Here is a 25,858-nt window from a genome sequence, read left to right on the forward strand (position 1 = left end):
ATGTCGTCTCTTAATAGTAAAAGGACTACAAAAAGCAATAAATCTTCAGGAAAAATTTCTCTTAACACGAATGCCAGCAAGTATTCTTTTTAATGACCGTGTGTTAACTAGAATCGTTCAGGCAGTTGGTCGCTGTACAAGAGCAGATAATGACTATGCCGCAGTGGTAGTGCTTGGAGAAGAATTGAATAAATTTTTACTAGATAAGAATAAAAGAAAATTTTTACATCCAGAAATTCAAGCTGAGATAGAGTATGGAATTGAGCAATCTAAAGTTGTTGAATCGTCCGAATTTATTGAAAATTTGCAAATTTTTCTAACACATAAAGAAGAATGGAATGAAGCAGAGAAAGATATTATAGATTCGAGAGATAAATTAGAACAATTTAAACTTCCAGGCATAGATAAATTAGAGGCATCTGTTGCTCATGAAGTTAGATATCAAGAGGCACTTTGGAGCGGCAATTTTGAAAAGGCAGTTGAAGAATGTCATTCTGTATTAAGTTCGCTTAGTGGAGATGATGTTAAAGGATATAGAGCCTTTTGGTACTACCTTGCTGGAAGTGCAGCCTGGATAGCAGCAAAACGCGGTATTGCTTCTATGGAGGGAGTAGCCCGTGAATTGTTTAAGCGTGCTGCTTCTACTACTGAAGGAGTTAGTTGGCTCTATCAACTCTCTAAGTTGAATTTAGAAGAAAATCAAGAAAATCAAGCTGATAAATTAAGACTGACTTCTGTAATTGAAGGACTAGAATCACAATTGTCACTATATGGCAATTTCAATGATAAAAAGTTTGAAGCAGAGGTAAAAGCAATTCTTGTGAATCTCCAAAGAGTAAAAGATACTAACGAAGACTCCAAAGCCTTTGAAAATGGTCATGAAAGATTAGGGCGTTTATTGGGTTATCAAGCTGGAAATTCAAACGGAGATGCTGACCCAGACCCCTGGTGGATTGCTTATGATGATTTTTGTATTGTATTTGAAGACCATTCAACTAATAATCATGGAAATTCACTAGGAGCAGGCAAAGTTAGACAAGCGACTTCACACCCTAACTGGATTAAACAGAATATTTCATCACTTCGCCAAGATTCAGAAATCATACCTGTTGTGGTTACACCTTGTAAAAGTATTACGAATGGTGCAAAGCCTCATACACAAGACTTGTGTTATTGGAATCAGCAGGATTTTCAAGCCTGGGCTGAAAAAGCAATTACTGTAGTACGTGAACTAAAACGTAGTTTTCCTGGTGAAGCTAACTTGGAATGGAGAAAACTTGCTATGCAAGCTTATCAAGATAATAGTCTTGACCCAGCATCCTTAGCAAAAAATTTACGCGAACAGAAATTAGCTAATCTCCCAATTATTGGATAGTTAAGAAGTAGGGGTGGACGATCGCCCGCCCCTATGAAAATCAGGTAACACCAAAGACAATCACTAAGCCCAAAACCGCCCCAAATACAATTAGGGCATAGAATTGAGCGCGACCGTTTTCTAGGTACTTCAGACCTTCACCGCTAACAAGGGTGAAAAAGCCTGTGAGGTTAACAGCACCATCGACAACGCGGAAGTCAACTTCCATAACTTGTCTAGCTAGGCGACGCAAGCCGAGGACAAAAACCCGATGGTAAATGTCATCAAAGTACCACTTGTTGAGAGATAACTCGTAAAGTGGTTTGATTTGAGCAGCGATCGCAGCCGGGTCAATTTTACGACGTAAATACATCAGCGAAGCCAGGGTAATCGCAATTAAAGAAATTCCGACTGAGGCACCCGCCATGATGTAAAATTCCGTCGGATTGAACTCGGCAGCCTTTTCTATAACTTCGGAGAGGGTTTCGCTAGGAGGAAAGATAAACTCTTCAAAATAATTGGCGTAGGGAGTTCCCACCAAACCAATCAAAATAGAAGGCACAGCTAACAGTGCCAACGGCAGGGTCATTGTCCACGGCGATTCGTGGGGAGAGTCGCTGTGATGCCCGTGGGAGTCATGGGAATCATGCTGCTGACTAGTTGCCGCCAATTCTCCTTTCTTCATCGCCCCAGGCCCAAAATTCGGCGCTAGTTCTTCTGACTCTAATTCCAGGACAATTGTGGCCGCAGCTTTCTTGAGTTTTTCCTTGATTTTCTCGTCAGTACCCCGGAATTTACCTTCAAATGTCATGAAATACATTCTAAACATATAGAAAGCAGTAATCCCGGCAGTTAGCCAGCCGATGAACCAGAGGAGTGGATTAGCCTCAAAAGCCTTCCCCAGAATTTCATCTTTTGACCAGAAGCCAGCAAAAGGCGGAATACCAGAAATTGCCAAGCAACCAATCAAAAAGGTAATTGAGGTGACGGGCATATATTTCCGCAGTCCACCCATCAAGCGCATATCTTGCGCTAAGGCCGGGTCGTGTCCAACAACACCTTCCATGCCATGAATTACTGAACCTGAACCCAAGAACAGCATCGCCTTGAAATAGGCGTGGGTCATTAAGTGGAATAGTCCAGCACTGTAGGAACCGATTCCCATTGCCATCACCATGTAGCCAAGTTGGGAAATGGTGGAGTAAGCCAAGCCCTTTTTGATGTCGTTTTGGGTAATGGCAATGCTAGCCCCCAAAAACGCCGTAAACGCCCCAGTAAAGGCAATGACATTCATTGCGACAGGGACGCCTTCAAATACTGGGTACATCCGGGCAATGAGGAAAACACCCGCTGCCACCATTGTTGCCGCGTGAATCAAGGCAGAAATGGGGGTGGGGCCTTCCATTGCGTCTGGTAGCCAGACATGGAGAGGGAATTGGGCTGATTTTGCAACTGGCCCTAAGAAAACTAAAATCGCAAACAGGACAGCGAGAAAATTGCTGATGGAACCTGATTCTACGAGTTGGGCGAGGCGATCGCCCATGATATTAAAATCAAAGCTTCCTGTTGCCCAGAATAGTCCCAAAATGCCGAGTAACAAACCAAAGTCGCCTACGCGGTTGGTTACAAACGCTTTTTGCGCCGCATCTGCTGCTGACTTGCGATCGTACCAAAAGCCGACCAGCAAGTAGGAACACATCCCCACAAGTTCCCAGAATATATAAATCTGTACTAGGTTGGGGCTGATCACCAGACCTAACATTGAGGAGCCAAATAAACTGAGATAGGCGTAAAACCTCACATAACCGGGATCGTGAGCCATGTAGCCATCGGTGTAAACCATGACTAAGCAGGCTACCGTGGTTACAATCACCAGCATTAGGGCTGTCAGGTGGTCGATAGTGTAGCCCATGCTCAGGTGAAAATTACCTGCTGCCGCCCACTCAAAGGTGCGGAGATAAGGCGCATGTCCTTGAATTTGACTCCACAACAAGGCAAACGACAGCCCCATAGCTGCTGCCATCATGGAGATAATCACCACAGCATTGAACTGCCGTAGGCGGTTTGTCACCTGATTCAACGAGATTAACCCTAGACCGACCAGCATTGCCCCAAAAAGAGGGAACACCGGAATCAGCCAGGCATACTGATAGATTACTTCCATCACTGACGCCTACTTTTAGAATTCTTGATTAGCGTGTCGAAACTGTTAATAATTGTGACACACACCCTTTAGCATAAAATAACCCACCCAAAGGTCATTGGGTGGGGTGTTAAGCATGGTTTTAGATTTGGTCACTCGTCATTGGTCATTAGTCACTCGTCATTTGTCATTGGTCATTGGTCATTTGTCCCATGCCCAATGCCCAATGCCCAATATCCATCAAGCTGATCGACACTCTAAGTCCACTGTTTTGGAACTTTTGTAGATTTTGGGGTAATTGCTGTAGCTGGCTTTAATCTCTTCTAAAGCTAGACGTAAATCTTCTCTGCCGCGAAAGCATTCCAAGCGATGGCGAATAGTACCATTTTCAATCAATAGTAAAGTGGGTAGTGATTTTAGCCTATAAGTAGTAGACAATTTAAAATTTTGATCGGCGTTAACGCTAACTAATTTAATTTCTTCCCCGCATTGGGCTTGAAATTGCAACAACAGTGGGTGGATAATCCGACACAAGCCACACCAAGGTGCTTCAAAATTAACTAAAACAGGAATAGGAGATTCTAAAACTTCTTGAGTAAATGTCCGCTCACTAACCGACAACACCATGACGCCTCTTGGATTATTAAGGTTTTTATATCAAACTAGCTATCAGCACTGAATTCAGTGGTGCTGAGTTCTGAGTCCTATCAGCGGTAGGGGGCGTTTAGCCCGTGTTGAGTATAAGTCCATAACTAAAGTTAAGGGATTCAATGAGGAACTCGTTTCTTTTTCTTTTTAGAGTACAAGGGGGCTTGGGATTAATTGCCAAGCAATGAATACTAAATTGCTTGATTTTACTCAGGACTCAGGACTCAGCACTAACTTCGGTGAAGGATTGGCAAATCAATAACTGCCGATAGATGCTTTCAGGACACCAACTTTCAGGACACAGAATAATTAAATAAAAATTGAGCGCATTAATGTGTCTCTGACAAAAAAGCCACCGTAGAAGTCGCGTTGGCTTTTTTTGATGTTAAACTACTGACCGCTGTGACTACCTGGGGTTGACTGAATCTGCCATTAACTCCCAAGGAAAGGCAACTGACTAACGACTACCAATATAGAATCTCAAGCTGACTGAACGCACCCCCACTGATAGATGTTTGAATTTATCCTACATTGATTTGGGGTAATTGATAAGCTTAAATTTCCATCTATTTCGGATTTTCTGTTGACACTGGGGATCGCCTAAATTTACCATGCTATCCTACTAGTTGCTTCCAGTAACAGAGGGTGCGACCACCAAAGCAAAGCTATAAAAATAGCAACTCCCAAATATGCAGGACGTAGAAATTCCTGCCATTTGAGAGATTGACGCCCGTCAATAATTGCTTTAAAGGGAATAATTGAAGTCCGTTGTTTGGCAAGTTCAAAAGTTTCCCCATAGCGATCGCTCAAACGGCGATCCCCGTGCCAAACCCCAAACAAGTGATGCAATACTAATCCAATGGAAGTCACAAGGGTAAAGGTAGTACCCAACCACAGAGTATGAGCAACACACCAAATTATTTGTCCTACCATCTGGGGATGACGGGTAATCCGAATAATTCCTGTTTCGTAGAGATGAACTTGGGGCTTTTGAATGGCAGCAATTTCTAGTAGATTGAAGGTAGCAGGATATAAAAACAAAAACGAGATTGCTGACAGCAGCCAAACAAATTCTTGTACTCCTGGCACCCCTTGTACCTGCCAAAGTTGCAAACCATCATAGCGGTGCCCAAAAAAGTAAATAATTAATATCACAGCCAACGGTAGGCTGACTAATGCAAAGAGAATGCGATAAAGCCTTGGGCCAATATACTTTTCTGCCCAAGGACGCAAAGCAGCGCCTCCACTGTGAGCGATCGCAAAAACTATTTGTAACCCCAGTATGACAAAATGACTGGGTGTCAACCAAGAAATCAGCAGCATATACACCGGTGAAGTAATTTAAAGAAAATTGAATTCAGTACAACCAATACCACAAAGTATTCAAAAGGGGACTTTAGTCAAGATGTTGTGCTACTGTCTTTTTCGAGTCAAGCCTTCAAGTTCAATATGCAACAAATCATGTCCGGCTAATTGCTGCCAAACCGGATTCATTGCGTGCATCTGCTCCTTTAAAAGTTTGTGGGTTGAGCCTTATGTCTGACCTTCCTTTCACTTTAGATCAGTTACGTATCCTGAAAGCGATCGCTGTTGAAGGAAGCTTCAAGCGTGCCGCTGATAGTCTTTATGTCTCCCAGCCCGCCGTGAGTTTGCAAGTGCAAAATCTCGAACGGCAACTCGATGTCCCCTTATTCGACCGTGGAGGACGACGCGCCCAATTAACCGAAGCCGGGCATCTACTCTTAAACTACGGTGAAAAAATCCTCAGTCTGTGTCAGGAAACCTGCCGTGCGATTGAGGATTTGCAAAATCTTCAAGGCGGTACTTTGATTGTCGGTGCTTCTCAAACCACCGGCACTTATCTTTTACCCAGAATGATCGGCATGTTTCGACAAAAATATCCCGATGTGGCGGTGCAATTACATGTCCACTCCACCCGGCGGACTGCTTGGAGTGTTGCTAACGGACAAGTTGATCTAGCGATTATCGGCGGTGAAATTCCTGGGGAACTGTCGGAATCTTTAGAAGTTATTCCTTACGCTGAAGACGAACTAGCGCTGATTTTACCTGTCTTTCATCCCTTTGCCAAACTTGAAAAAATCCAAAAAGAAGACCTATATAAATTACAATTCATTGCCCTAGATTCCCAATCGACTATCCGCAAAGTAATTGACCAAGTGTTAGCACGCTGTGAAATTGATACCAGACGTTTGAAGGTGGAAATGGAATTGAATTCCATTGAAGCCATTAAAAATGCTGTGCAATCTGGTTTGGGGGCTGCCTTTGTCTCAACAAGTGCGATCGCTAAAGAGTTACAAATGGGCGTTCTACACTTTGCCAACATTGAAGGCGTCGTTGTCAAACGGACACTGTGGCTGATTTTTAATCCCAATCGCTATAGATCCAAGGCCGCAGAAGCCTTTAGTCAAGAAATTTTGCCCCAATTTGCTAACCCAGGATGGAATCAAGATGTGTTAAAATTAGCACAAAAAAACATAGTGTTAACTACATTAGAGATAGCAACGCCCATCTCCTCCAGCGAAGAATAAAATTAGGTCATTTGACCAAATAATTCGTAATGACGCTCTCTACGAGACGCTAAAAGCGTAGCTTGCTTCCCTGTAAGGGTACGCGGACTCGCTACCGCTGCGCTAACGTAATTCGTAATTATTAACCTATCGCTGTTCGTGCAGGGTACTGTAGGCAAGCCAAGGGTTTAACATCAGAAAAAAAAGGTTCCTGTTCCTCATTAAGAAATTTAGTTTCTCTGTAACCTGAACTAATTACGAATTACGTCGCTTGCTTCTCGCCTTCTCTACGAGACGCTACGCGAATGGCGAGTATTATCAATTACGAATTATTTTGACTAATCACGAAAATGGAAGTTTACTGCACTCGTCCACGTTGTCCACGACCGCAAAACTATTTTGCTGATTTAGATGATGTTACGACACTGAAAACAACCCAGCAAAAGTATTGCACTACCTGTGGAATGCCACTGATGCTAGATGGTCGATACGTGCCAACGAAGCTGCTGGGAAGGGGCGGGTTTGGAGCAGCCTTTTTGGCACGCGATCGCCGAATACCAGGAATGCGTCAATGCGTGGTTAAGCAATTTCAACCAGCGGGAAATTTAACCTTAATTCAACTACAACAAGCACAGTTGATGTTTGAGAGAGAGGCAGAAGTTTTAGCACAACTTGGTAACGATCACGATCAAATTCCTGACTTATTTGCCTTCTTTCCAGTGATAGTTAATAGCTTGCAAGCAGGAGAGCAAGACCAATTTTTTTACTTGGTGCAAGAATACATTGATGGGCAAAACCTAGAGGAAGAATTAGTTCAACAGGGCAAATTTTCTGAGAAGCAGGTGTTAGAGGTATTGCAAGAAATCCTGAAGGTATTAGAGTTTGTCCATGACAGAGGCATTATCCACAGAGATATTAAACCTTCTAACATCATGCGTCGTCGTGATGGTAAGCTTTTTTTACTAGATTTTGGTGCAGTTAAACAAGTCACAAATGCTGCATCTGGTTCTGCGGCTTCTTCCACAGGAATTTATTCTATGGGATTTGCACCACCTGAGCAGATGGCTGGGGGTCAAGTATTTCCATCTACGGATTTATACGCTTTAGCTGTAACTCTGATTACCTTGTTAACAAATCAGGAAGCAATTCAACTATTTGATGCCTATAGCAACCAGTGGAAATGGCGATCGCAAGTTAGTGTCAACCCTCGCCTTGCTGATATTCTAGACAAGATGCTGCTACCCGCCGCTAATCAGCGCTTCCAGTCAGCCCAAGAGGTTCTACGTGTACTTAACTCACAGGCGGCTCAAGCCCCTACACAACTTAACTCGCCCTCTGCAACCCTCCCGCCACAAACACCCAAAAGTTCCAGTCCTGTCGTCCCCCGTCTTCCACCAACTCAACCAGCATTTTCTACACTGGAATTATTGGCTGGGGCGGCGTTTAGTGGATTTGAGGGTGCATTGCTCGCGATCGCTCTCTTCAGTCTAGTAAAATCACCAATAGTTACTTTAAGCGTTGCAGCTGTGATTTTGGGGATGCTGATATTTGCCCAAACCAGGCGATGGATTGAAAAGTTCGATTTATTAATTATTCCAACAATTACTTTTGCGATTATTTTTTTTCTCCCCTTTTTACGCGGGGGACTTGACATTTTGTCAGTAGTTATTTTAGCGGTTGCCGCAGGCTTAGTAGCCATTTCACTCACAGCCGTATTTCGACTTATTTATAAATTATTATCTCTCTTACTTTAAAAACTCCTGGTGCTAACAGCCACATAATGTCTCAGAAAAACGAAACACTTAGTCTTTTTTTAGCCGTTATCATCACTATTGGCTTAATATTTGGTGGTCTATGGTTTCTTATGGAACGGTGGGCGCAGTTGAGTGGAACTGCTTCTAAACCTTCGGAAAATGGTAATACAAATAATCCCATAAACCAGTTTGTCAACAGATGTAACGTGGCAAATCTTCCAGAGGGGACATTTAACTATGGTGGTAGCACAACCTGGGCACCCATCCGTAAAGACGTAGACTTCGTACTACAAACTCAATGCCCTCGGTTTATTTTACGCTACACTCAACCTCCTTCAGGTCAAGCAGGATCGGGAACAGGCATTCGGATGTTGATAGATAATCAACTGGCTTTTTCTCAATCTTCTCGCTCAGTGAAAGCTGAAGAAAATACAGAAGCTAAACAAAAAGAATTTAGTTTGAAAGAAATACCGGTGGCGATTGATGGTATTGCGATCGCAGTTAACCACAATCTCAATATCCCTGGTTTAACTGTCGCCCAACTCAAAGACATCTACACGGGCAAGATTACTAATTGGCAACAAGTAGGTGGGCCAAATTTGCCAATTACAGTCTACTCTCGTAGCAAAGAAGCTGGAGGGACAGTAGAATTTTTTGTCGAAAATGTTTTAAATAAAGAGAATTTTGGTACCAACGTTAGTTACATTAGCACGACCACAGAAGCAGTACGAAAAGTAGCAGTTAATACTGGCGCAATTTACTATGCTTCGGCCCCAGAGGTTGTACCCCAGTGTACGATTAAGTCTTTACCACTAGGGCGGACAAGCAGCCAATTTGTGCCTCCCTACCAGGAACCATTTATACCTCAATCTGAATGCCCTAGTAAGCGTAATCAGTTGAATACTAAGGTATTTCGTAGTGGAGATTATGCAATTACCCGCAATTTATTTGTAATCGTTAAACAGAATGGTCAAACAGATCAGCAAGCTGGTGAAGCTTATGCAAATTGGCTGCTGACACCTCAAGGTCAAGAACTAATCGAAAAAGCTGGATTTGTCAGAATTAAATGATCAAAATACTTAGATTTAAGCAAATAATCAAATAATAAAACAGGAGTCAGAATTCAGAATACTTTACCCATAAAGGGATAGAGTTTTAAGGCGAGAATATTTTAATTTTTTTCGCCCACTATTCCACTCGCTTTTAGCCAATATTCAGACGCGGTCGCTCGAATACTCGCTCTAAGCGAAGCTATGCCGTTGGCGAAGCCTCTCGAACGGCGCTATCGCGGACTCGCACTCCGCAAGCCACCACCCACTCGTACAGAATTCATACTGAGTTCTGAATTCTGAATTCTGAATTCTTCTTATAAACATATTTACTTTATTCAAATTTGTTCATGTCACAAAAGAATGAAACCACAATTTTAGCCTTGGCCCTGCTGCTGACAGTTGGAATAGTTGGCAGTGGTTTTTGGTGGTTTACTAACAACTCTGGGGTCAAAATTGGCAATACCATCACTCAAAACCCAGAAACAGTCAGCCAAGACCGCCTTAGTTTTGGGGAAAAAACCTTTACTTCCGGTGAGATTTCCCCAGTTAAAAAAGAAGGAGTACAGGCGATCGCTAATAAAAGTTATGACAAAGCGATCGCCAATTTCACCGCTGCCCTAAAACTCAACCGTAACGATCCAGAAGCTCTGATATTTCTTAACAATGCCCGGATCGGTTCTTCCAAGAGTTACACCATCGTGGCTTCTGTACCATTTGGCACTGACCCCAATGTTTCTTTAGAAATTTTACGTGGTATTGCCCAAGCCCAAAATCAAATTAATACCTCTGGTGGAGTCAAGGGAGTGCCGTTGAGGGTAGGGATAGCTAATGACGACGACAATCCAGAAATAGCCAAACAAGTTGCTTCCAGCCTAGTCAGCAATTCCGAAGTTTTAGGTGTAGTTGGGCCCAATACTAGCGATTCCACCTTAGCCGCAGGTACTATCTATACCTCTGGACAACTTGTAGCAATTTCTCCTACCAGCACATCTGTCAAAATTTCTAACTTTAGCCGCTACGTTTTTCGCACGGTTCCTAGTGATTTTATGGCTGCTAGAAGTTTAGCTAACTATATGGTGAAAACCTTGCAGAAAAAAAATGCAGTGGTTTTCTTTAATTCTCAGAGTAACTATAGCCAGTCTTTAAAGTCAGAGTTTGTTTCATCTGTTTCCCTAGAGGGTGGACAGGTATCCAGCGAATTTGACTTATCCAAAGCGGATTTTAGTGCGGCTAAAAGTGTAGAACAAGCAACAAAGCAAGGTGCAGAAGTGTTGATGTTAGCTGCTAACACTGCAACTCTCGATAAAGCGCTGCAAGTAGTTCAGATTAACCAGAAACGGTTAACTCTGCTAGGAGGAGATGATGTTTACACCGTTAAAACTTTAGAAATTGGCAGAGAGCAAGCCGCGGGGATGGTAGTCGCAGTTCCTTGGCATATTGAGGGCGATCGCAAGTCAGATTTTCCTCAGAAATCGCGGCAGTTATGGGGCGGTGATGTGAGTTGGCGAAGCGCCCTCAGTTATGATGCCACTGTCGCTCTAATTGCGGCATTAGAACGTAATCCCACACGATCGGGAGTTCAACAAGCATTAGCATCCTCTGAATTTTCTACCAGTGGCGCTTCTGGCACAATTCGATTTTTAGCATCAGGCGATCGCAATGCCCCAGTCCAACTTGTAGAAATTGTTCCTGGTTCCCGCTCCCGCACTGGTTATGACTTTGAACCAGTGCGTTAATCGGTAAGAAAAAATTAAAAATTAACCAATACTTAACCTGGAAAAGCTCTCAACATGGGAAATTAAGCTTCATGGGGAAAAATCTTACTGTCAACTTATTATCACAAGCACTCAAACCTTGAGACAAGAGACAAATAATTTAGGTGAAATTTACTATACTTGGCTTCTAAAGTAATCAGAAGTTAGGATTTGTCATAATTTGCTAATAAAACACCCGTCCTCCAAATACAATCTCAAGTAGCAAGCACCTATCAAGCACTTATATTGAATGGACGCGGGGTTAATTTACTATGTCCCAAAAAAATGAAATACCTATTCTTGTATTATCAATACTGATTACGGTTGGACTAATAGCTGGCGGTTTTTGGTGGTTCAGTAGAAAGTCTGGTTTGGAGCTAAATACAATTAATTCTGGTAACACGAAAACACCCCAAGCCGCATCAGGAAAACCTAGCAGCGGGACTTTCTCTTTAGTAAAGGATGTTCCTACAGGATTATTCAATTACGGTGGCAGTACATCTTGGGCACCGATTCGACTAATAGTTGATTCCGCAATTCAAGCCGCGCGGCCAGAGTTACGGTTGCGCTATGTAGAACCCAGCAATGCATCTCCTGGTTCTGGTACTGGCATCCAGTCCTTAATAGATGGTCAACTAGCCTTTGCCCAGTCCTCTCGACCAGTTTTAGATCAGGAATTAAGTCGTGCCCAGCAGCGTGGATTCAGTTTAAAACAAATTCCTGTGGCAATTGATGGTTTAGCGGTTGCAGTTAATTCCAACCTGAATATCCCAGGACTAACGATAGAACAGTTAAAGTCAATTTACACAGGCAAAATCAATAATTGGAGCCAGGTGGGCGGCCCCAATATCCCGATTAAGCCTTATTCCCGCCGCATTACTGATGGCGGTACAGTGGAACTTTTTGTCCAAGACATCTTGGGTGGTCAAGCTTTCAGCTCCAATGTGGAATTTATCTCCACAACCACCCAAGCCTTGCAAAAATTGGCTGGTAGTCCTGGCAGCATCTACTACGCTTCTGCCCCAGAGGTGATTCCTCAATGCTCAATCAAAGCCTTACCGTTGGGGCGGACGCAAGGGCAATACATTGCTCCATACCAAGAACCTTCTGTCCTCCCGTCGGAATGTCCTGGTAAACGGAACAAATTGAACATTGAAGCTTTCCAATCAGGAAAATACCCAATTACCCGGAATCTGTTTGTGGTGGTCAAACAGAATGATCAGACTGAGCAGCAAGCAGGTGTCGCTTATGCCAACTTACTGCTGACTGAGCAGGGACAGGAAATGATTACCCAAGCAGGGTTTGTCAAAATTCGCTGACTCCTGCGATCGCTTCCATATAGGGCGTAGCCCATCGCACTCAAGACAGAGTGGCGGAAATCGCCGCTCTGAACTCTACCTTAACCAGCTCTATTAATCGATTCCGCTGGCAAGCAGATTAGATTATCCCCTTGAGTCAGAATTAAGCCACGTTGACGTAGCTTACCCATCAAGCGGGTGACGGTGACACGAGTAGAACCAATCGCGCTACCAATTTGGGCATGGGTGAGTGGGAAGGGCAAAGCATAGCCGCGAATCACATCAGGATCAGTGTCGCTCATTGCTGGCTCTCCATATTCCTCAATTAACAATGTGAGAAATCCTAAGAGTCGGTCAATTGTGCGGCGTTGTCCCAAGGCACTCAGCCACAGCAGCTTACGCTGGTGCTGATACCTAAAGGCATCCATAACTTCGCGACGAAAGTGAGGCCAATTGTCTAAATCGTGCCAGTACATCCACAGCACCGCAGTTTGATCAACGTGGGCGTAAGCCTGGAGTGTGAATGGTGATTGAGCAACAATTTCAAATGGCTGTCCCGCTCCCACAAAACCCAAGAACGCTTCTTCTGGAGTTCTGTTGATTCGTCGAGACGTTAGCTGACTAGCAGTCGCACTAACTTGTGCGGTTCCTACCATACGGATCGCACCCCTTTGCACCAAATACAGCAATCCAGGCCGGGCTGGAATGCGCTCATCTTTGCTAAAGGTGCGGCAGCGGTAGTGTTCTTGAGCCCAGTCAAGAATGCGTTGCCAAGTCAAAAAAGGCCGTGATGCCTCAGAAAAGGAGGATGGAGATTGCATAGGTAACAAAGAGCGTTCGGCTGAAGACAAAGACGTAAATAAAAGGGTGCAAGGAGTGTCTTTGTGTTGGCGAGGCAGGCTTAACGCCTAACAGCGCCAGCCAATCCAAAGAATAGAAAGCAAATTACTCTCTACTCTTTTGTTATACTTCCTACTGTACAATGATGGTAGTAAAGTTTACTTACTATTTATCGATTATTCATCAAATTTTATCCTCTTCTCATTTTTCTTCATCTAAATTAAATTTATACCGCAAGATAGATGACAGAAATGTAACAAATATATCTTACATGATGATTTAAGAAATATTACGTGCATTATAAATTACCAGTTAGCAGATATACGTCAATCAAGCAGCTAGTCTACAGTTATCTAATAAAATCACTAAGCATTGATACTTATAAAGCAGAAAATCAATGCATAAAAGATGAGAAAATTCCTCTACATAAAGGTAGAGATGATCATAGAGTTTTATACACCTCAAGTGTGTCCCTACGACTATCAAAATCTCAGAATCGAAAAGCGATGGAGCTTGCCAGTGCGATCGCCTCAGATATATCAGAGATTTGTGGCGACGTTTTTAGCATCCAAACAGTTCCCCCTGGTTGGATACATTTTGAATTAACTCACTCAACCTTAGCGACTTGGTTACAAAGTCTCGCAGTGGGGAGTTCGGGGAAAGAGGGGGAGATCGGGGGCAGGGAGCAGGGAGCAGGGGGAGAAATCAATTCAAAATTCAAAATTCAAAATTCAAAATTAAAGAACTTCTGCCTTCTACCTTCTGCCTCCTCCCTCCTGCCGACGCTTGCGGACTCGCTACCGCTGCGCTATCCTGCCTCCTCAGTGCCCAATTCTTTGTTTGCTGTTCAATATGCTCACGCACGCTGCTGTTCCCTAGTGCTTTTGGCTCATCGAGAGGGGTTGATTAAACTTAGAGAACCAGTTCCAAATACTAGTTCAGCTTGTTGGGATGTTATCTCTCCTAACCCTCTACCTTGGCTTAATTGTGACGGAACACTGCGGTTAAATCACCCAGATGAGCGTCAGCTAATTGGTGAGTTAATACAAGTGATAGACGATATTGAGTGCCCTGATGTTAACGGTTCTGTAAAATGGGAAAAAGTGGCGCTGAATTTGAGCCAAGCTTTTGAAAAGTTCTGGTCTAATTGCCGGATTTGGGGTGAGGTAAAAATTAAATCACCAGAGCTAGCCCAAGCCAGACTCGGATTGCTCATGGCTACTCAGTCAGTATTAAGATTTGTCCTAGAGGAAAACCTGGGTGTTTTTGCGCCTTTGGAGTTATAAATCGGTAATGTCGCTTAGGTAAAAATAAAAACTTTAATATAGCTATTGACTCAATGCACCACCTCGGCTACATTAGCAGGTGTGTGAGGAGCGAACCAGCTAGGGCACCGAGACGAAACACGGCCAGTCGTCGGTGTCCTTTCTGATTTATATGGGTTAGGTTTAAAAAAGTGCCCTCACTACAGCAAAAACTTTTCAATTGCGACTGCTGCCCCATCTTCTTCTACGCTAGGAGCTACCCACCTAGCGATCGCTTGTACTGCTGCTGGTGCGTTGCCCATAGCTACACCAAGTCCAACATACTCCAGCATTTCCACATCATTGAAGTTATCGCCAATGGCCATAACATTGGCTAACTGTAATCCTAATAATTCTTCGGCTAGGTAACGTACAGCCGTCCCCTTATTCACAGAGGCGTTCGTTGCTTCAAAAAAGGTAGCAACAGATGTTGTCAGATAAAGTTCAGCGGGTGTGTATTGGCGGCGCAAATTTCCTAATAGCTTGTCGATTACGTCAGTGTCATCACACAAAGCAAGAATTTTTGTCGGTTCATTCGTTAAGGCTTGACGCAAATCACCCACAGGAATCGGCGTAATACCAGAACGTTCTGCATACATTTGGGTTTCTCTGGTTAACTCACGGACGTATAGCTGATCATTGATGTAAAAGTGAACAGATAGAAGCGATCGCAACTCAGGCTTTTCAAAATAGTCGAGTAACTGGTGGGCTATTTCCCTGGAAACAACCCAATGACGATGAATTTTTTGGGTGATCGGGTCTTGAATCCAGGCTCCCTGATAGGCCATTAATGGTAGTGTAGAGCCGATGTCTTGGTGAAAGTGTAAAGCTGAACGATACATTCGACCGGTAGCGATCGCCACTTGAATTCCTCGTGCTTGCGCCGCAATAATAGCTTGCTTAACACCTGCACTAATGGTGTTAGAGTGTCCGGCGATCGTGCCATCTATATCCAAAACTAGTAGTTTAATGTCTTTTGCAACAGCCTGATGATCGGTAGATGCCAAATGTGTGGCAGATGCTTTCTGCATAATTTCCTAGATTTTAAGTTCCAGTAAGAGGTTAACAGGCTCTAGCGACCAGTGGGGAATAGTAGAAAAAATTGGCTTCTCTAGTCAACCAAATTTCCGTACTGTGAGGATGCTGTGTTAGACAATTAAATTGTTAAAATTCTCGCTAATAGACGCAATAAAAAACCCGATTCTCGAAAAAATCGGGCATTTTCATTTAAATTAAATAGACTGACTGATAGATGGGATAGGAAAAACCTACCTATTCAAAAAAATCTATGAATTAGGCATCTTGAGCCAGCTTTTTTTGCGTTGTGACAACAGACAAAGCCCAGCAATTAAACCAACTCCAAGAGTAGCAGAGGGTTCTGGTACCGATTTCACATCATCATAGTTATAAGTTACTTTGATACCTGCTTTGGCGTATGTATCAACATAGGATCTAATGTTGCCCGATCCTGTAACTACTGATTCAGCTAGAGCTGTGAACAAAAAGTCTATGTTGCCATTACCAATGAAAGACTGTAAGAATTGCGTATTAGTGGAAGATTGGGTAGCAGATTGTGTGGCAGTTAAGTTAGAAACAGTCTTTCCAGAGGTGCCACTATAATCAGTGCTCCCATCATATTTAGCGGTTTGGTAACTGTAACTATATTCTGGATTCAGTGCCAATAAAGACTGATTATTTAGTTGTAAGCTGAATTCACTGGTGAGATTTAATGTCACCAGACTCGCAGTTTGACTCCTGTTTTCAAAACCTGCATTTCCAAGGATATCGCCAGTAAATTCTATTGTTACACCTTGAAGTGTGCCTAAAGATGAGTCAAACTTTTGGACGCTCAGTGGTGCTTCAATGATATCTGTCAATTCGTAATTAATGGAACTACTGTAGGAGAGAGAAGCTGCATTAGCTACTCCAGAAGTCGCAACGATTCCTGCCAAAGTTGTGGCAGCAGCTAGAGTGTTGAATAGTTTTGTTGTCATGATCGGAGATGCTTTTCTGAAACGAATCATTACGGGATTACTAACTTATTTCTAACTCTGAAAATTTGCTTGTAGTCTTGATAAATACACGTAACTTTATGTAAAGTTATTATGTTTAAGTTCCTTCCATAAATAGACTTTTTGATTGGTATATATAAAGTTTTGTTAAGGCAAAGAGGCTTTGATAGGGTAATATTATGTCGAAAGATTAAGCTAGTTTTTGTTGGTTCCTGAGATGTAAGCTAGGTCACCCTAATTAAACATAAAAGGTTCAGGAGATAGATCCCCGACTTATCACCAGAAGTCGGGGATCTAGTTACTATCTGGTTAGTATGTTTATACTCACGTACTTAATTAGGCTAGTATCGCTGCTAAAAGTTGGTTCTACTTGGCTTCCGTACTAACGCTATAAATGCGTAGACATTGCTTTGTCTAAAATGATATGTAAGAGCAATTGGTACGTAAAAATTGAGCTATTGTCGCCAAAGCCAAGCTAAACGAGCATCTGAAATTGCTAACTATGTGACAAGGCTTCTGGCTAAAATAGGGCTATGTCTGAAACTTTCACTTCTGCAACTGCAACACGCCCCACGTTCATCCTCGTAGATGGACACTCCTTGGCTTATCGTTCATACTTTGCTTTCGCCAAAGGGCGAGATGGAGGATTGCGTACCAAAACGGGGATTCCTACCAGTATATGTTTTGGTTTTGTGAAGTGCCTGTTAGAGGTAATGGCAACACAACAGCCCGAAGCAATGGCGATCGCTTTTGATTTGGCTGAGGCAACTTTTCGCCACGAAGCTGACGAGACTTATAAAGCCGATCGCCCGGAAACGCCAGAAGACTTCATTCCCGACTTAGAAAACCTGCATGAGTTGCTGAATGGCTTCAATCTACCCTTTTTCACTGCCCCTGGTTTTGAGGCTGATGATGTTTTAGGAACCTTAGCACAGAGAGTAACTGCTGCTGGGTATAGGGTAAAGATACTGACTGGCGATCGCGATTTATTTCAACTAATCGACTCTGACAAAGAAATCACTGTTCTGAATTTTAGTCCAGATGCCTTAAAACGCTCTACAAATAGCATCACGGAATTTGAATCAGAACAAGTAAAAGAGAAGATGGGCGTTTTACCTTCACAAATTGTTGATTTCAAAGCTCTTTGTGGTGATAAATCAGATAATATTCCTGGTGTCAAGGGAATTGGGGAAAAAACAGCAGTGCAGCTGCTAAATACCTATGGTTCTCTTGAGAATGTTTATGCTGCGTTAGATGAAATTAAAGGTGCAACTCAGAAAAAACTGGCAGCGGGTAAAGAAGATGCCGAGAAGTCTCGCTATTTGGCAACCATAGTTTTAGATGTTCCTATAGAATTTGATTTAGAAGATTGCAAATTAAAAGGCTTTGATACAAGTGTCTTATCACCAATTTTAGAAAAATTAGAGTTCAAGTCTTTTTTAGGCAGGATAAACGACCTTCAAAAGCGTTTTGGTGGCAAAGTTGAAGAAAAGCAAGAAGCTAAAACAGACGTAAGCAATTCCAAGTTTATTAACTCAGAATTCAGCGCTGATGAAGATAATGATTTGTGGTTTTTCAGTGCTAGTGATACAGCAGCAGTTCCACAACAATCGACTTCCCCAATTACACCACATATCATCAATACCGAAGCTAAATTAACTGAGTTAGTGAAAATTTTGCAAAAATTCACTAATCCAGAAACACCCGTTGCTTGGGACACTGAAACCACGGATTTAGAACCAAGAGATGCTGAGTTAGTAGGAATTGGTTGCTGTTGGGGAACGCAACCAGATGAAGTAGCTTATATTCCTGTGGGGCACAAAACTGGGGAAAATTTGCATAAAGATTTGGTGCTAGAAGTATTACGCCCAATTCTCGAAAGTGCCGATTATCCCAAGGCTTTACAGAATGCCAAATTTGACCGCTTAGTTCTCAGGTGTCAAGGAATTAAATTGGCGGGAGTGGTGTTTGATCCCATGCTGGCAAGTTACATTTTAAATCCAGATTCAAGTCATAATTTGATGGATTTGTCGCAGCGATATTTGGGATTGATAGCTAAAAGTTACTTAGATTTAGTTCCTAAAGGTAAAACTATCGCTGATATAGATATTCCCGCCGTCGCAGATTACTGCGGTATGGATGCTTATTCTACCTTTGGTTTAGTAGCAAAATTGCGTGAGGAACTGGATAACTTTCCAGCTTTGTCTAAGCTATTAGTGGAAGTGGAACAGCCACTAGAAGCGGTTTTAGCCCAAATGGAATACACGGGTGTTCGGATTAATTCAGCTTATTTGCAAGAACTTTCGCAGCATTTAGAAACAGAGTTAGCTAGGTTAAAAGAGCAAGCAACTGAAATAGCTGGGGAAAATTTTAACTTAGGTTCTCCTAAACAATTGAGCCAAATATTGTTTGAAAAGCTGGGGTTAAGCACCAAACATTCTCGTAAAATACAAACGGGCTTCTCTACAGACGCAGCAACACTAGAAAGACTTCAAGAAGATGATAATACTGGGTTTGTTGAGGCGATCATTGAGTATCGCACTCTATCCAAATTAAAGTCTACTTATGTTGATGCATTACCTGCATTAGTGCGTCCAGATACGCAGCGGGTGCATACTGATTTTAATCAAGCAGCAACATCAACTGGTAGGTTATCTTCTTCTAATCCGAATTTACAAAATATTCCTATTCGTACAGCATTTAGTCGCCAAATTCGTAAGGCGTTTTTACCAGAAGCGGGTTGGTTAATGGTGGCTGCTGATTACTCACAAATTGAATTACGAATATTGGCTCATTTGAGTCAAGAGCCGATATTAGTGCAAGCATATCAGCAAAATGAAGATGTTCACACTGTTACCGCGCGATTAGTTTTTGAGAAAGAAAATATAACCTCGGAAGAACGAGGGATGGCAAAAACTATCAATTTTGGCGTGATTTATGGAATGGGTTCTCTCAGGTTTTCGCGCTCAACTGGGATAGATAAGAACATTGCCAACGAGTTCATTAAGCGGTTTAATGAACGATATCCAAAAGTTTTTGGATATTTGGAGCGAGTCAAAAAAGAAGCGATCGCTCTGGGTTATGTAGAAACTATTTTCGGTCGCCGTCGTTATTTTGACTTTACTAATAACAGTTTACGCAAATTAAAAGGCAGTAACCCAGAAGATATTGATCTGAGCAAGTTGAAGAATTTGGGTGCTTTTGATGCGGGTTTATTACGCTCTGCTGCTAATGCACCAATTCAAGGTTCCAACGCTGATATTATCAAAATTGCAATGGTAAGATTGCATGAGGTTTTGAAGAACTATCAGGCGCGTTTGTTATTGCAAGTTCACGATGAATTAGTGTTTGAAATTCCCCCTGATGAGTGGGAAGAATTACAACTGCAAATTAAGTCGGTGATGGAAAATGCAGTCCAGTTGAGTGTGCCTTTGCTGGTGGATGCACGTGTCGGTGAAAATTGGATGGAGACGAAGTAAGTTTAACTTGGGATTGGAAGAATTACATTACTAATTCGTAATTCAACTGATAGCGTCATTCGTAATTACGAATGACGAATGCTAATGTTATACCATTCTTACTCATATAAGGAATTTTAATATGCTTCGTCGCTGGCTCGTATCTACTTTAGCAATTTTGTTGAGTATAGTTTTAGTTGCTTGCACCACTGCAAATACTCAGCAACCACAAACCAAAGTGGAAAATACCACTGAGGCGACTAACACGAACTCTCAGCAATTACCAAAAGGTTCTGCGAAAAGAGTGGTTGCTCTTTCTTCTCTATCGGCTGATATTATCTCTCGACTAGATAAAACAAAAATTGTTGGAATCACTGGTAGTAAATTATTTAATAATGACTCCAGATTTAAGGATATTCCCCGCGTTAGCGAAGGTCAAAGTCCGCCAAATTTAGAAAAAGTGGTAGCACTCAAACCAGATTTAGTTATTGGTGCTGAAGGTTTTTCTAATATCCCAATTCAAAGACTTCAGCAACTAGGAATTCCTACTTTGCTCACTAAGGTGAATAGCTGGGAATCTCTAGAAGAAGTTACTAAAACACTTGCTAAATCAATTAATGCTGATCCTCAGCCTTTGTTAAATCGTTACAAAACTTTCTTGCCAGAAAAGCCAACTCAGAGTTTTTCTACTCTAGCACTGGTTAGTCGTCAACCAATTTTAGCGCCGAATAAAAACAGTTGGGCAGGGGATTTGCTAGTAAAATTTCAAGCGAAAAATATAGCAGCAGATTTACAAGGAAAAAGCCCAGTTGGTGGCTACGTGACGCTTTCGGCTGAGAAGGTTTTAGAAGCAAATCCAGAGGTGATAATTTTAGTTAATCCTCCACAAGGAAATTCTGAAGTAGCGCTTTTAGATTCTTTGAAAAAGGAACCTTTTTGGCAGCAATTGCAAGCAACTAAAAATAAGAGAGTTTATGTGTTTGATTATTTTGGTCTGGTGAATCCAGGTAGTATAGATGCAATTGAAAAGGCTTGTGAGCAGCTTAAGCAAGTGTTGTTTGCACCATAGGGCACTTAGCTCAATAAATATAATTTAAAATCTTGTTTTAGGTTCTGTTTTGAAATGCTTGTCATTAGGGGAAGCGGAGCCTCCCAATAGGAATTCCCAGTTAGAGACTGGGAACTAGGCAAGAAATATAAAATTGATTGTGCTTTTAATCTTTTGCAGGACTAATTGGTTTTTGACCAAAGGGGATATTCTTTTTACCTTCAGGAGAAACACCCCCAAGGCTGCGGAAATATAGTCCTCCAATGGTGAGTAAAAATGTCACATATCCCAGTGCTTGCACAAGATAGAGATTGTCTCTATAGCCGAATAAAGACTTCAGAATAATCCCAGGAAACTGTTCATCAGGCAAAATTGTGGAAGTATTGGAAACCATTGGCCCCAAAATACAGGAGTGGACTTTTGTAAAACGTTCGTAATAGAAACAAAGGTTTTCTGTCGCACGACTGCTAAGAGCATAGTTCGCTACTGCTTCGTCAAAATGTTTCAATGCCGAAACTACCAATCCAGCCACAATTAACACCAATAAAACGCCCATTACCTGGAAAAACTGGCGGATGTTAATTTTAACACCCCATTTAAATAGCAGCACCCCAATGGCGGATGCCGTTACCAAACCAGCAATAGCGCCCAACGCTGGCATTAATCCCTGTTGAAAATTAGCTGCAACGAAGAGAACAGTTTCAAAGCCTTCGCGGACAACGGCAATTAAAATTAAAGTAAAAACACCCCAACCAGCATTTGAGTTTTGTGTCAGCGCTTCTGTCACTGCTCCCTCAACTGTAGCTTTCATGAATCTGGCTTGTTTAGTCATCCAGATTAGCATCCAACTGAGCATTGCGATCGCTAATACACTAAACACACCTTCTAGCGCTGGCTCAACTACGGTGGTGTATTGAGGATTCGCTGCTCCCAGTACTTGAATTATCCAACTGAATAACACACCTATTAAGGCACTCACGACAATGCCAACGCCGACACCAGCATATACCCAAGAGTTGAGTCGAGATTGTTTAGCTTTTTTTAGCAAAGCTAGCACAATGCCAACAACAAGGGCAGCTTCCACTCCTTCTCGCAGTGTGATTACAAAAGTAGGTAGAGCAGTACTAAAATTCATCTTTTGTCCTTTGTCTTTTATCCTTAGTCATTAGTCCTTTGTTCTTTGTCATCTGTCCTTTGTCCTTTGAATTTGTTTTTGACTAATGACTAAGGACTAATGACTATTAACTAAAATCGCGTAGCATCTTTTTCAGTTCGAGATTATGCATCTCTTCTTGTCCAATCATACCGCGAGCGAATTCTTCAAGATAAATGCTGGCATTGGTGACAGTTTCGAGCAATTTTTTATAAAGTTCCAATGCCTTTTTTTCATGGGATAAGCTTTCTTCCAAGATATCCTTGACTTTATGCTGGTAGGTTTCTTCCATTGGGGCAATTTTCAGGGAGGGATGCCCATCTAAACCGGTGAGAATTTCTCCTACTTGTTCGGCATGAAGTAAAGACTCACTTGCCTGTGCTTTGAAAAAAGCCACGATTGGAATACGGTTAGGGCCAGTTACCATCAAAGAATAATGTGTGTAGCGCACTACCCCTGCTAGTTCAAATTCCATGATGGCGTTCAGCAGGTCAATGGTCTTTTTATGGTCAAGTTCTTGCATCAGTTGTTAGTTCAAGTAATGAATGGAGTGTAATTAGTTAGGAGTTAGAAGTGAGGAGTTGGAAGTTAGGAGTTAGCAGTTCGGTATTCATAACTCATAATTCATAACTCCTAACTCTTAACTATTTTAAACTCCTTAACCTATACTTACCATTAAATTAAAGTGTTATCGCTGTTCTTGGGTATTGGATTTGTCAACGACTTTTTGAGAGTTTTCCTCAATGGTTTTCACGAGTTTGGTAACATCATTAGGTGTTTTGACTGCTTTTGCTGGTGGGATGGCGGTGGGCCAAACTTTTATGAGTTCAGCGAAACTAGCATCGATCGCTTTGTGTGCTTCGGGATCTGCTTGAGCTACTTGACTAGAAATTCCTTTGTATAAATCATTGGCGTAAACGACAAAACCACGGGAGTCTTGATACTCAATTGGTGCGGTTATTTTACCATCTGCGATCGCAGCGCCATATTCGGAGTTAGCTGAATCTAGCAATTCGTTAATTACCTGTAGCACAAAAGCTGGTTTTGAGCGTTCGTCTGCTGGCAAAGCTGCGATCGCTCCGTCAACTGCTTGCACTGAAGAAGTAAAATTAGTTTTAACTTTGCTATCCTTCGGACTAGATTTCACTAAATCTTGCAAACTCACCAAAGTTGTCTTAAATTCTTTAACTTTGCGCTCATTCAATTGTTCTTCTACATCAACGTAAATTTCTTCAACCGGATGTCCTATATGAGGTTCTGCTTGCTTCGGCTGATTCTGATCTAGAAGTTCTTGTGCTACCAAAAGATGCCCTTTCATTAAGCCTAATTTAGACATATAGTCAACATCTTTTGCCTCACCTGTGAGTACAACTTCTTGAACACCAACCTGGTCTTTAATTTGGTCGAACTGCTCTTGAGTAATTACTTTTTTAGTAACTAAATCTTCTGGACTCCCATAAGGACGACTTGCCTGGATTTTGTTCGATAATGCCGGAACACCTAGCTTGGCTTCAAACTTATCCAATTCTGACAAGATGGCAGTGTTAATGTTTATTTTTTCTTTGCCACCGTGACCACTATGACTGTTACTACTTACTGCCTCTGTAGCTTGCGGACTAGTAACTGGTGCTGATGGGTTTTCTGCGGTTGGTGTACTACTACAGGAACTCAAGGTAACTATTAAGGTTGCTGCCGCTGTTAAACAGATATAACGAAGTTTTATCATTTTTGCTTCTCACACAACTTAAAAGGTATTAATTGAAAAATTTCAAACTATTACTAGTTGTCTGTCAAATTCATTTTGATGGTTAGAGAGACGCGATAAATCGCCGTCTCTACAGGGAATTAATCCATCAATTATTTATTGACAGACTACTAGGATCTAGTTTGTTTGACAGATTGTCATAGATTTTACTGTTGCATATAATGATATTTTTTATCAACTATTCTCTAAAACTTTCATGAATTAATTACGAATACTAAATAATATTGTCAGGAATTTTTCACAGGATTTTGGGAGATCCTCTCAGTAAGTACGTCAAATTGACCCATACAACCGTTTTCTGCGATCGCATCTTGATGGGGATGGAACATATACTTACCTGGATAGCGAAAAGCAAATTCTAAGATGTGCCTTTCTGCTACACCCATCGTAATCACATCAGTTTTCTCACTAGGAGTCATAGTCATGCCGTAGCGATAGACATCAAAGAAGTTGGCGTGGAGATGAAACGTCACTGCCGGATCGTATTCAATGATGTTGAGGACATACAGCCGAATCAACTGATCTTTGTAAATCCCAATGGGATGATGCATGTAATAGTGAGGCAGACCATTGAAGGCGTAATAGTCATTATGGCTATCATCATTCACGTCATACCCGCCCATCACTAATACAATTTCATCAGCCGGGGGACGGGGAGTAGGTGGATCGATGATGAACATTCCGTACAGCCCCTTAGCGATGTGGCGGGTGACTGGTTCAATATGGCAGTGGTATAGGTGAACGCCATAAGGTTCAGCATCAAATTCATAAATCGTGGCTTTGCCGTTGCTGATTGGGCGAACACCATCCATTTCTGCTGGATGAACGCCATGAAAATGCAAAGAGTGAGAATGTCCCGCGTTGTTGAGAAATAGTACTCGGATGCGATCGCCCTGTTTTGCCCGTAGCGTTGGCCCTGGTATCCGACCGTTTAAATCCCAGATGTTGTAAGAGACAGCAGTATTGAGCTTTATGATGGAAGTACCCGCAGTTAACTGAAATTCCCGGATAGTCCGCCCATTTTCTTGCTTCACCGTCCCATAATCAAAATCCCTTAACATCCTCATCGGATTAGTAACGTCGTCTGGTGCTTCTATATTGAGCGGTGGCACTTTGACGATTGTCTGACTTTGTAGATTGAGCATCTGCCAAAGTCCAGCTGCACCAGTTACTCCAGCACCTGCTAGGCCCAGCTTCATTAATTGACGGCGGCTCCACGGTTTTCCGTTACCCAGAGCGGAGTTGTTGGGCATGACATTTAGTTACGGTTAGCGCCAAACAAAGAATTGCAAAAGATTTTCAATTGCTTTTAAATATTAGAGGAATTAATAATAATTGTCAATAATTTTATAGTGTTTCAAAATTGCTACTGAAGTTATTAAATCTAGGTAAAGTGAGAATCAGTAAGTGAAAAATCCAGCCAATTTTTCGTAATCTTAACGGTATTAATACGTCATTTTATGTATAAAAAATACCGAGAGAAAACTAACATTTTCATGCTTTTTGTTAATCTATTTATTACTTTATCATTACTTAGAGTACAGACAATGAGTATAACAGCACCTTGGATATAAACTCCAGCAAGTAACTGTTGGTAATTTGTAGCGTATTAAATTGGCTTAGAGACAATATCAATCGCGTTTAAAAGAATTTTGGATGCTTGGCAACATGAGCATTCTTAGTTGTTATTAAAAAAATATTTAATACTAGTTTCGCCGACAATTTGGTGAGATTTTAAAACAATATT

Annotated in this window: 19 protein-coding genes; 9 read left to right on the plus strand and 10 right to left on the minus strand. The window is 41.9% G+C overall.

Features of this window, described 5'->3' with window-relative positions; all coding sequences use genetic code 11:
• Positions 1-13 precede the first annotated feature (13 nt).
• The gene (locus HUN01_RS31100) at positions 14-1,375 is read left to right on the plus strand and encodes a DEAD/DEAH box helicase family protein (protein WP_238846428.1); all 1,362 of its coding nucleotides are present in this window, start codon (positions 14-16) and stop codon (positions 1,373-1,375) included.
• 40 nt (positions 1,376-1,415) lie between these two features.
• Here HUN01_RS31100 and HUN01_RS31105 read toward each other — a convergent pair whose 3' ends face one another.
• From HUN01_RS31105 to HUN01_RS31115, 3 genes are all read right to left on the minus strand, one after another.
• A complete protein-coding gene (locus HUN01_RS31105; RefSeq protein ID WP_181929390.1) occupies positions 1,416-3,518 on the minus strand; it encodes an NAD(P)H-quinone oxidoreductase subunit 5 in 2,103 nt (700 codons plus the stop codon).
• A 219-nt stretch (positions 3,519-3,737) separates the two neighbouring features.
• Positions 3,738-4,124, minus strand: a complete 387-nt coding sequence (locus HUN01_RS31110) for a thioredoxin family protein (RefSeq protein WP_181929391.1) — start codon at positions 4,122-4,124, stop codon at positions 3,738-3,740.
• Between the two features lie 627 nt (positions 4,125-4,751).
• A complete protein-coding gene (locus HUN01_RS31115) occupies positions 4,752-5,468 on the minus strand; it encodes an NnrU family protein (RefSeq protein ID WP_181929392.1) in 717 nt (238 codons plus the stop codon).
• Between the two features lie 212 nt (positions 5,469-5,680).
• On the opposite strand from HUN01_RS31115, the gene HUN01_RS31120 reads away from it, so the two are divergent.
• The 5 genes from HUN01_RS31120 to HUN01_RS31140 all read left to right on the plus strand — a co-directional run bounded on the left by HUN01_RS31120 (position 5,681) and on the right by HUN01_RS31140 (position 12,552).
• On the plus strand, positions 5,681-6,694 hold the full coding sequence (locus tag HUN01_RS31120) for a LysR family transcriptional regulator (protein WP_181929393.1): 1,014 nt from the start codon (positions 5,681-5,683) through the stop codon (positions 6,692-6,694).
• A gap of 329 nt (positions 6,695-7,023) precedes the next feature.
• Entirely contained in the window at positions 7,024-8,427 is a 1,404-nt protein-coding gene (locus HUN01_RS31125; protein WP_181929394.1) for a serine/threonine-protein kinase, read from the plus strand.
• Between the two features lie 26 nt (positions 8,428-8,453).
• Complete coding sequence (locus HUN01_RS31130; RefSeq protein WP_181929395.1) at positions 8,454-9,497, plus strand: substrate-binding domain-containing protein; 1,044 nt, start codon at positions 8,454-8,456, stop codon at positions 9,495-9,497.
• Between the two features lie 329 nt (positions 9,498-9,826).
• Complete coding sequence (locus HUN01_RS31135; RefSeq protein ID WP_181929396.1) at positions 9,827-11,215, plus strand: ABC transporter substrate-binding protein; 1,389 nt, start codon at positions 9,827-9,829, stop codon at positions 11,213-11,215.
• 290 nt (positions 11,216-11,505) lie between these two features.
• Positions 11,506-12,552, plus strand: coding sequence for a PstS family phosphate ABC transporter substrate-binding protein (locus tag HUN01_RS31140; protein WP_181929397.1), 1,047 nt, complete (start codon positions 11,506-11,508; stop codon positions 12,550-12,552).
• Between the two features lie 80 nt (positions 12,553-12,632).
• Here the strand turns inward: HUN01_RS31140 and HUN01_RS31145 are convergent, their stop codons facing one another.
• Entirely contained in the window at positions 12,633-13,352 is a 720-nt protein-coding gene (locus HUN01_RS31145) for a Crp/Fnr family transcriptional regulator (protein WP_069068606.1), read from the minus strand.
• 525 nt (positions 13,353-13,877) lie between these two features.
• Here HUN01_RS31145 and HUN01_RS31150 point away from each other — a divergent pair.
• Positions 13,878-14,657: a DALR anticodon-binding domain-containing protein gene (locus HUN01_RS31150; protein WP_181929398.1), complete on the plus strand. Its 780-nt coding sequence runs from the start codon at positions 13,878-13,880 to the stop codon at positions 14,655-14,657.
• Between the two features lie 179 nt (positions 14,658-14,836).
• Here the strand turns inward: HUN01_RS31150 and HUN01_RS31155 are convergent, their stop codons facing one another.
• Together HUN01_RS31155 and HUN01_RS31160 are read right to left on the minus strand one after the other, a co-directional pair.
• Entirely contained in the window at positions 14,837-15,706 is an 870-nt protein-coding gene (locus HUN01_RS31155; RefSeq protein WP_181929399.1) for a Cof-type HAD-IIB family hydrolase, read from the minus strand.
• Positions 15,707-15,961: 255 nt separating this feature from the next.
• Positions 15,962-16,669 (minus strand): choice-of-anchor E domain-containing protein, encoded by a 708-nt coding sequence (locus tag HUN01_RS31160; RefSeq protein ID WP_181929400.1) that lies wholly within the window; start codon positions 16,667-16,669, stop codon positions 15,962-15,964.
• A 551-nt stretch (positions 16,670-17,220) separates the two neighbouring features.
• On the opposite strand from HUN01_RS31160, the gene polA reads away from it, so the two are divergent.
• A complete protein-coding gene (gene polA / locus HUN01_RS31165; protein WP_181929401.1) occupies positions 17,221-20,166 on the plus strand; it encodes a DNA polymerase I in 2,946 nt (981 codons plus the stop codon).
• A gap of 121 nt (positions 20,167-20,287) precedes the next feature.
• Entirely contained in the window at positions 20,288-21,214 is a 927-nt protein-coding gene (locus HUN01_RS31170; protein WP_181929402.1) for an ABC transporter substrate-binding protein, read from the plus strand.
• 145 nt (positions 21,215-21,359) lie between these two features.
• Here the strand turns inward: HUN01_RS31170 and HUN01_RS31175 are convergent, their stop codons facing one another.
• The 4 genes from HUN01_RS31175 to HUN01_RS31190 form a co-directional block, all read right to left on the minus strand.
• The gene (locus HUN01_RS31175; protein ID WP_181929403.1) at positions 21,360-22,328 is read right to left on the minus strand and encodes an FTR1 family iron permease; all 969 of its coding nucleotides are present in this window, start codon (positions 22,326-22,328) and stop codon (positions 21,360-21,362) included.
• Positions 22,329-22,434: 106 nt separating this feature from the next.
• Positions 22,435-22,869: a ferritin-like domain-containing protein gene (locus tag HUN01_RS31180; RefSeq protein WP_181929404.1), complete on the minus strand. Its 435-nt coding sequence runs from the start codon at positions 22,867-22,869 to the stop codon at positions 22,435-22,437.
• A 165-nt stretch (positions 22,870-23,034) separates the two neighbouring features.
• On the minus strand, positions 23,035-24,072 hold the full coding sequence (locus tag HUN01_RS31185) for a helix-hairpin-helix domain-containing protein (RefSeq protein WP_181929405.1): 1,038 nt from the start codon (positions 24,070-24,072) through the stop codon (positions 23,035-23,037).
• Positions 24,073-24,338: 266 nt separating this feature from the next.
• Positions 24,339-25,364 (minus strand): multicopper oxidase domain-containing protein, encoded by a 1,026-nt coding sequence (locus tag HUN01_RS31190; RefSeq protein ID WP_181929406.1) that lies wholly within the window; start codon positions 25,362-25,364, stop codon positions 24,339-24,341.
• Positions 25,365-25,858: the final 494 nt, after the last annotated feature.

Origin of the sequence: Nostoc edaphicum CCNP1411, from assembly GCF_014023275.1 — a bacterium.
GTDB lineage: Bacteria > Cyanobacteriota > Cyanobacteriia > Cyanobacteriales > Nostocaceae > Nostoc > Nostoc edaphicum_A.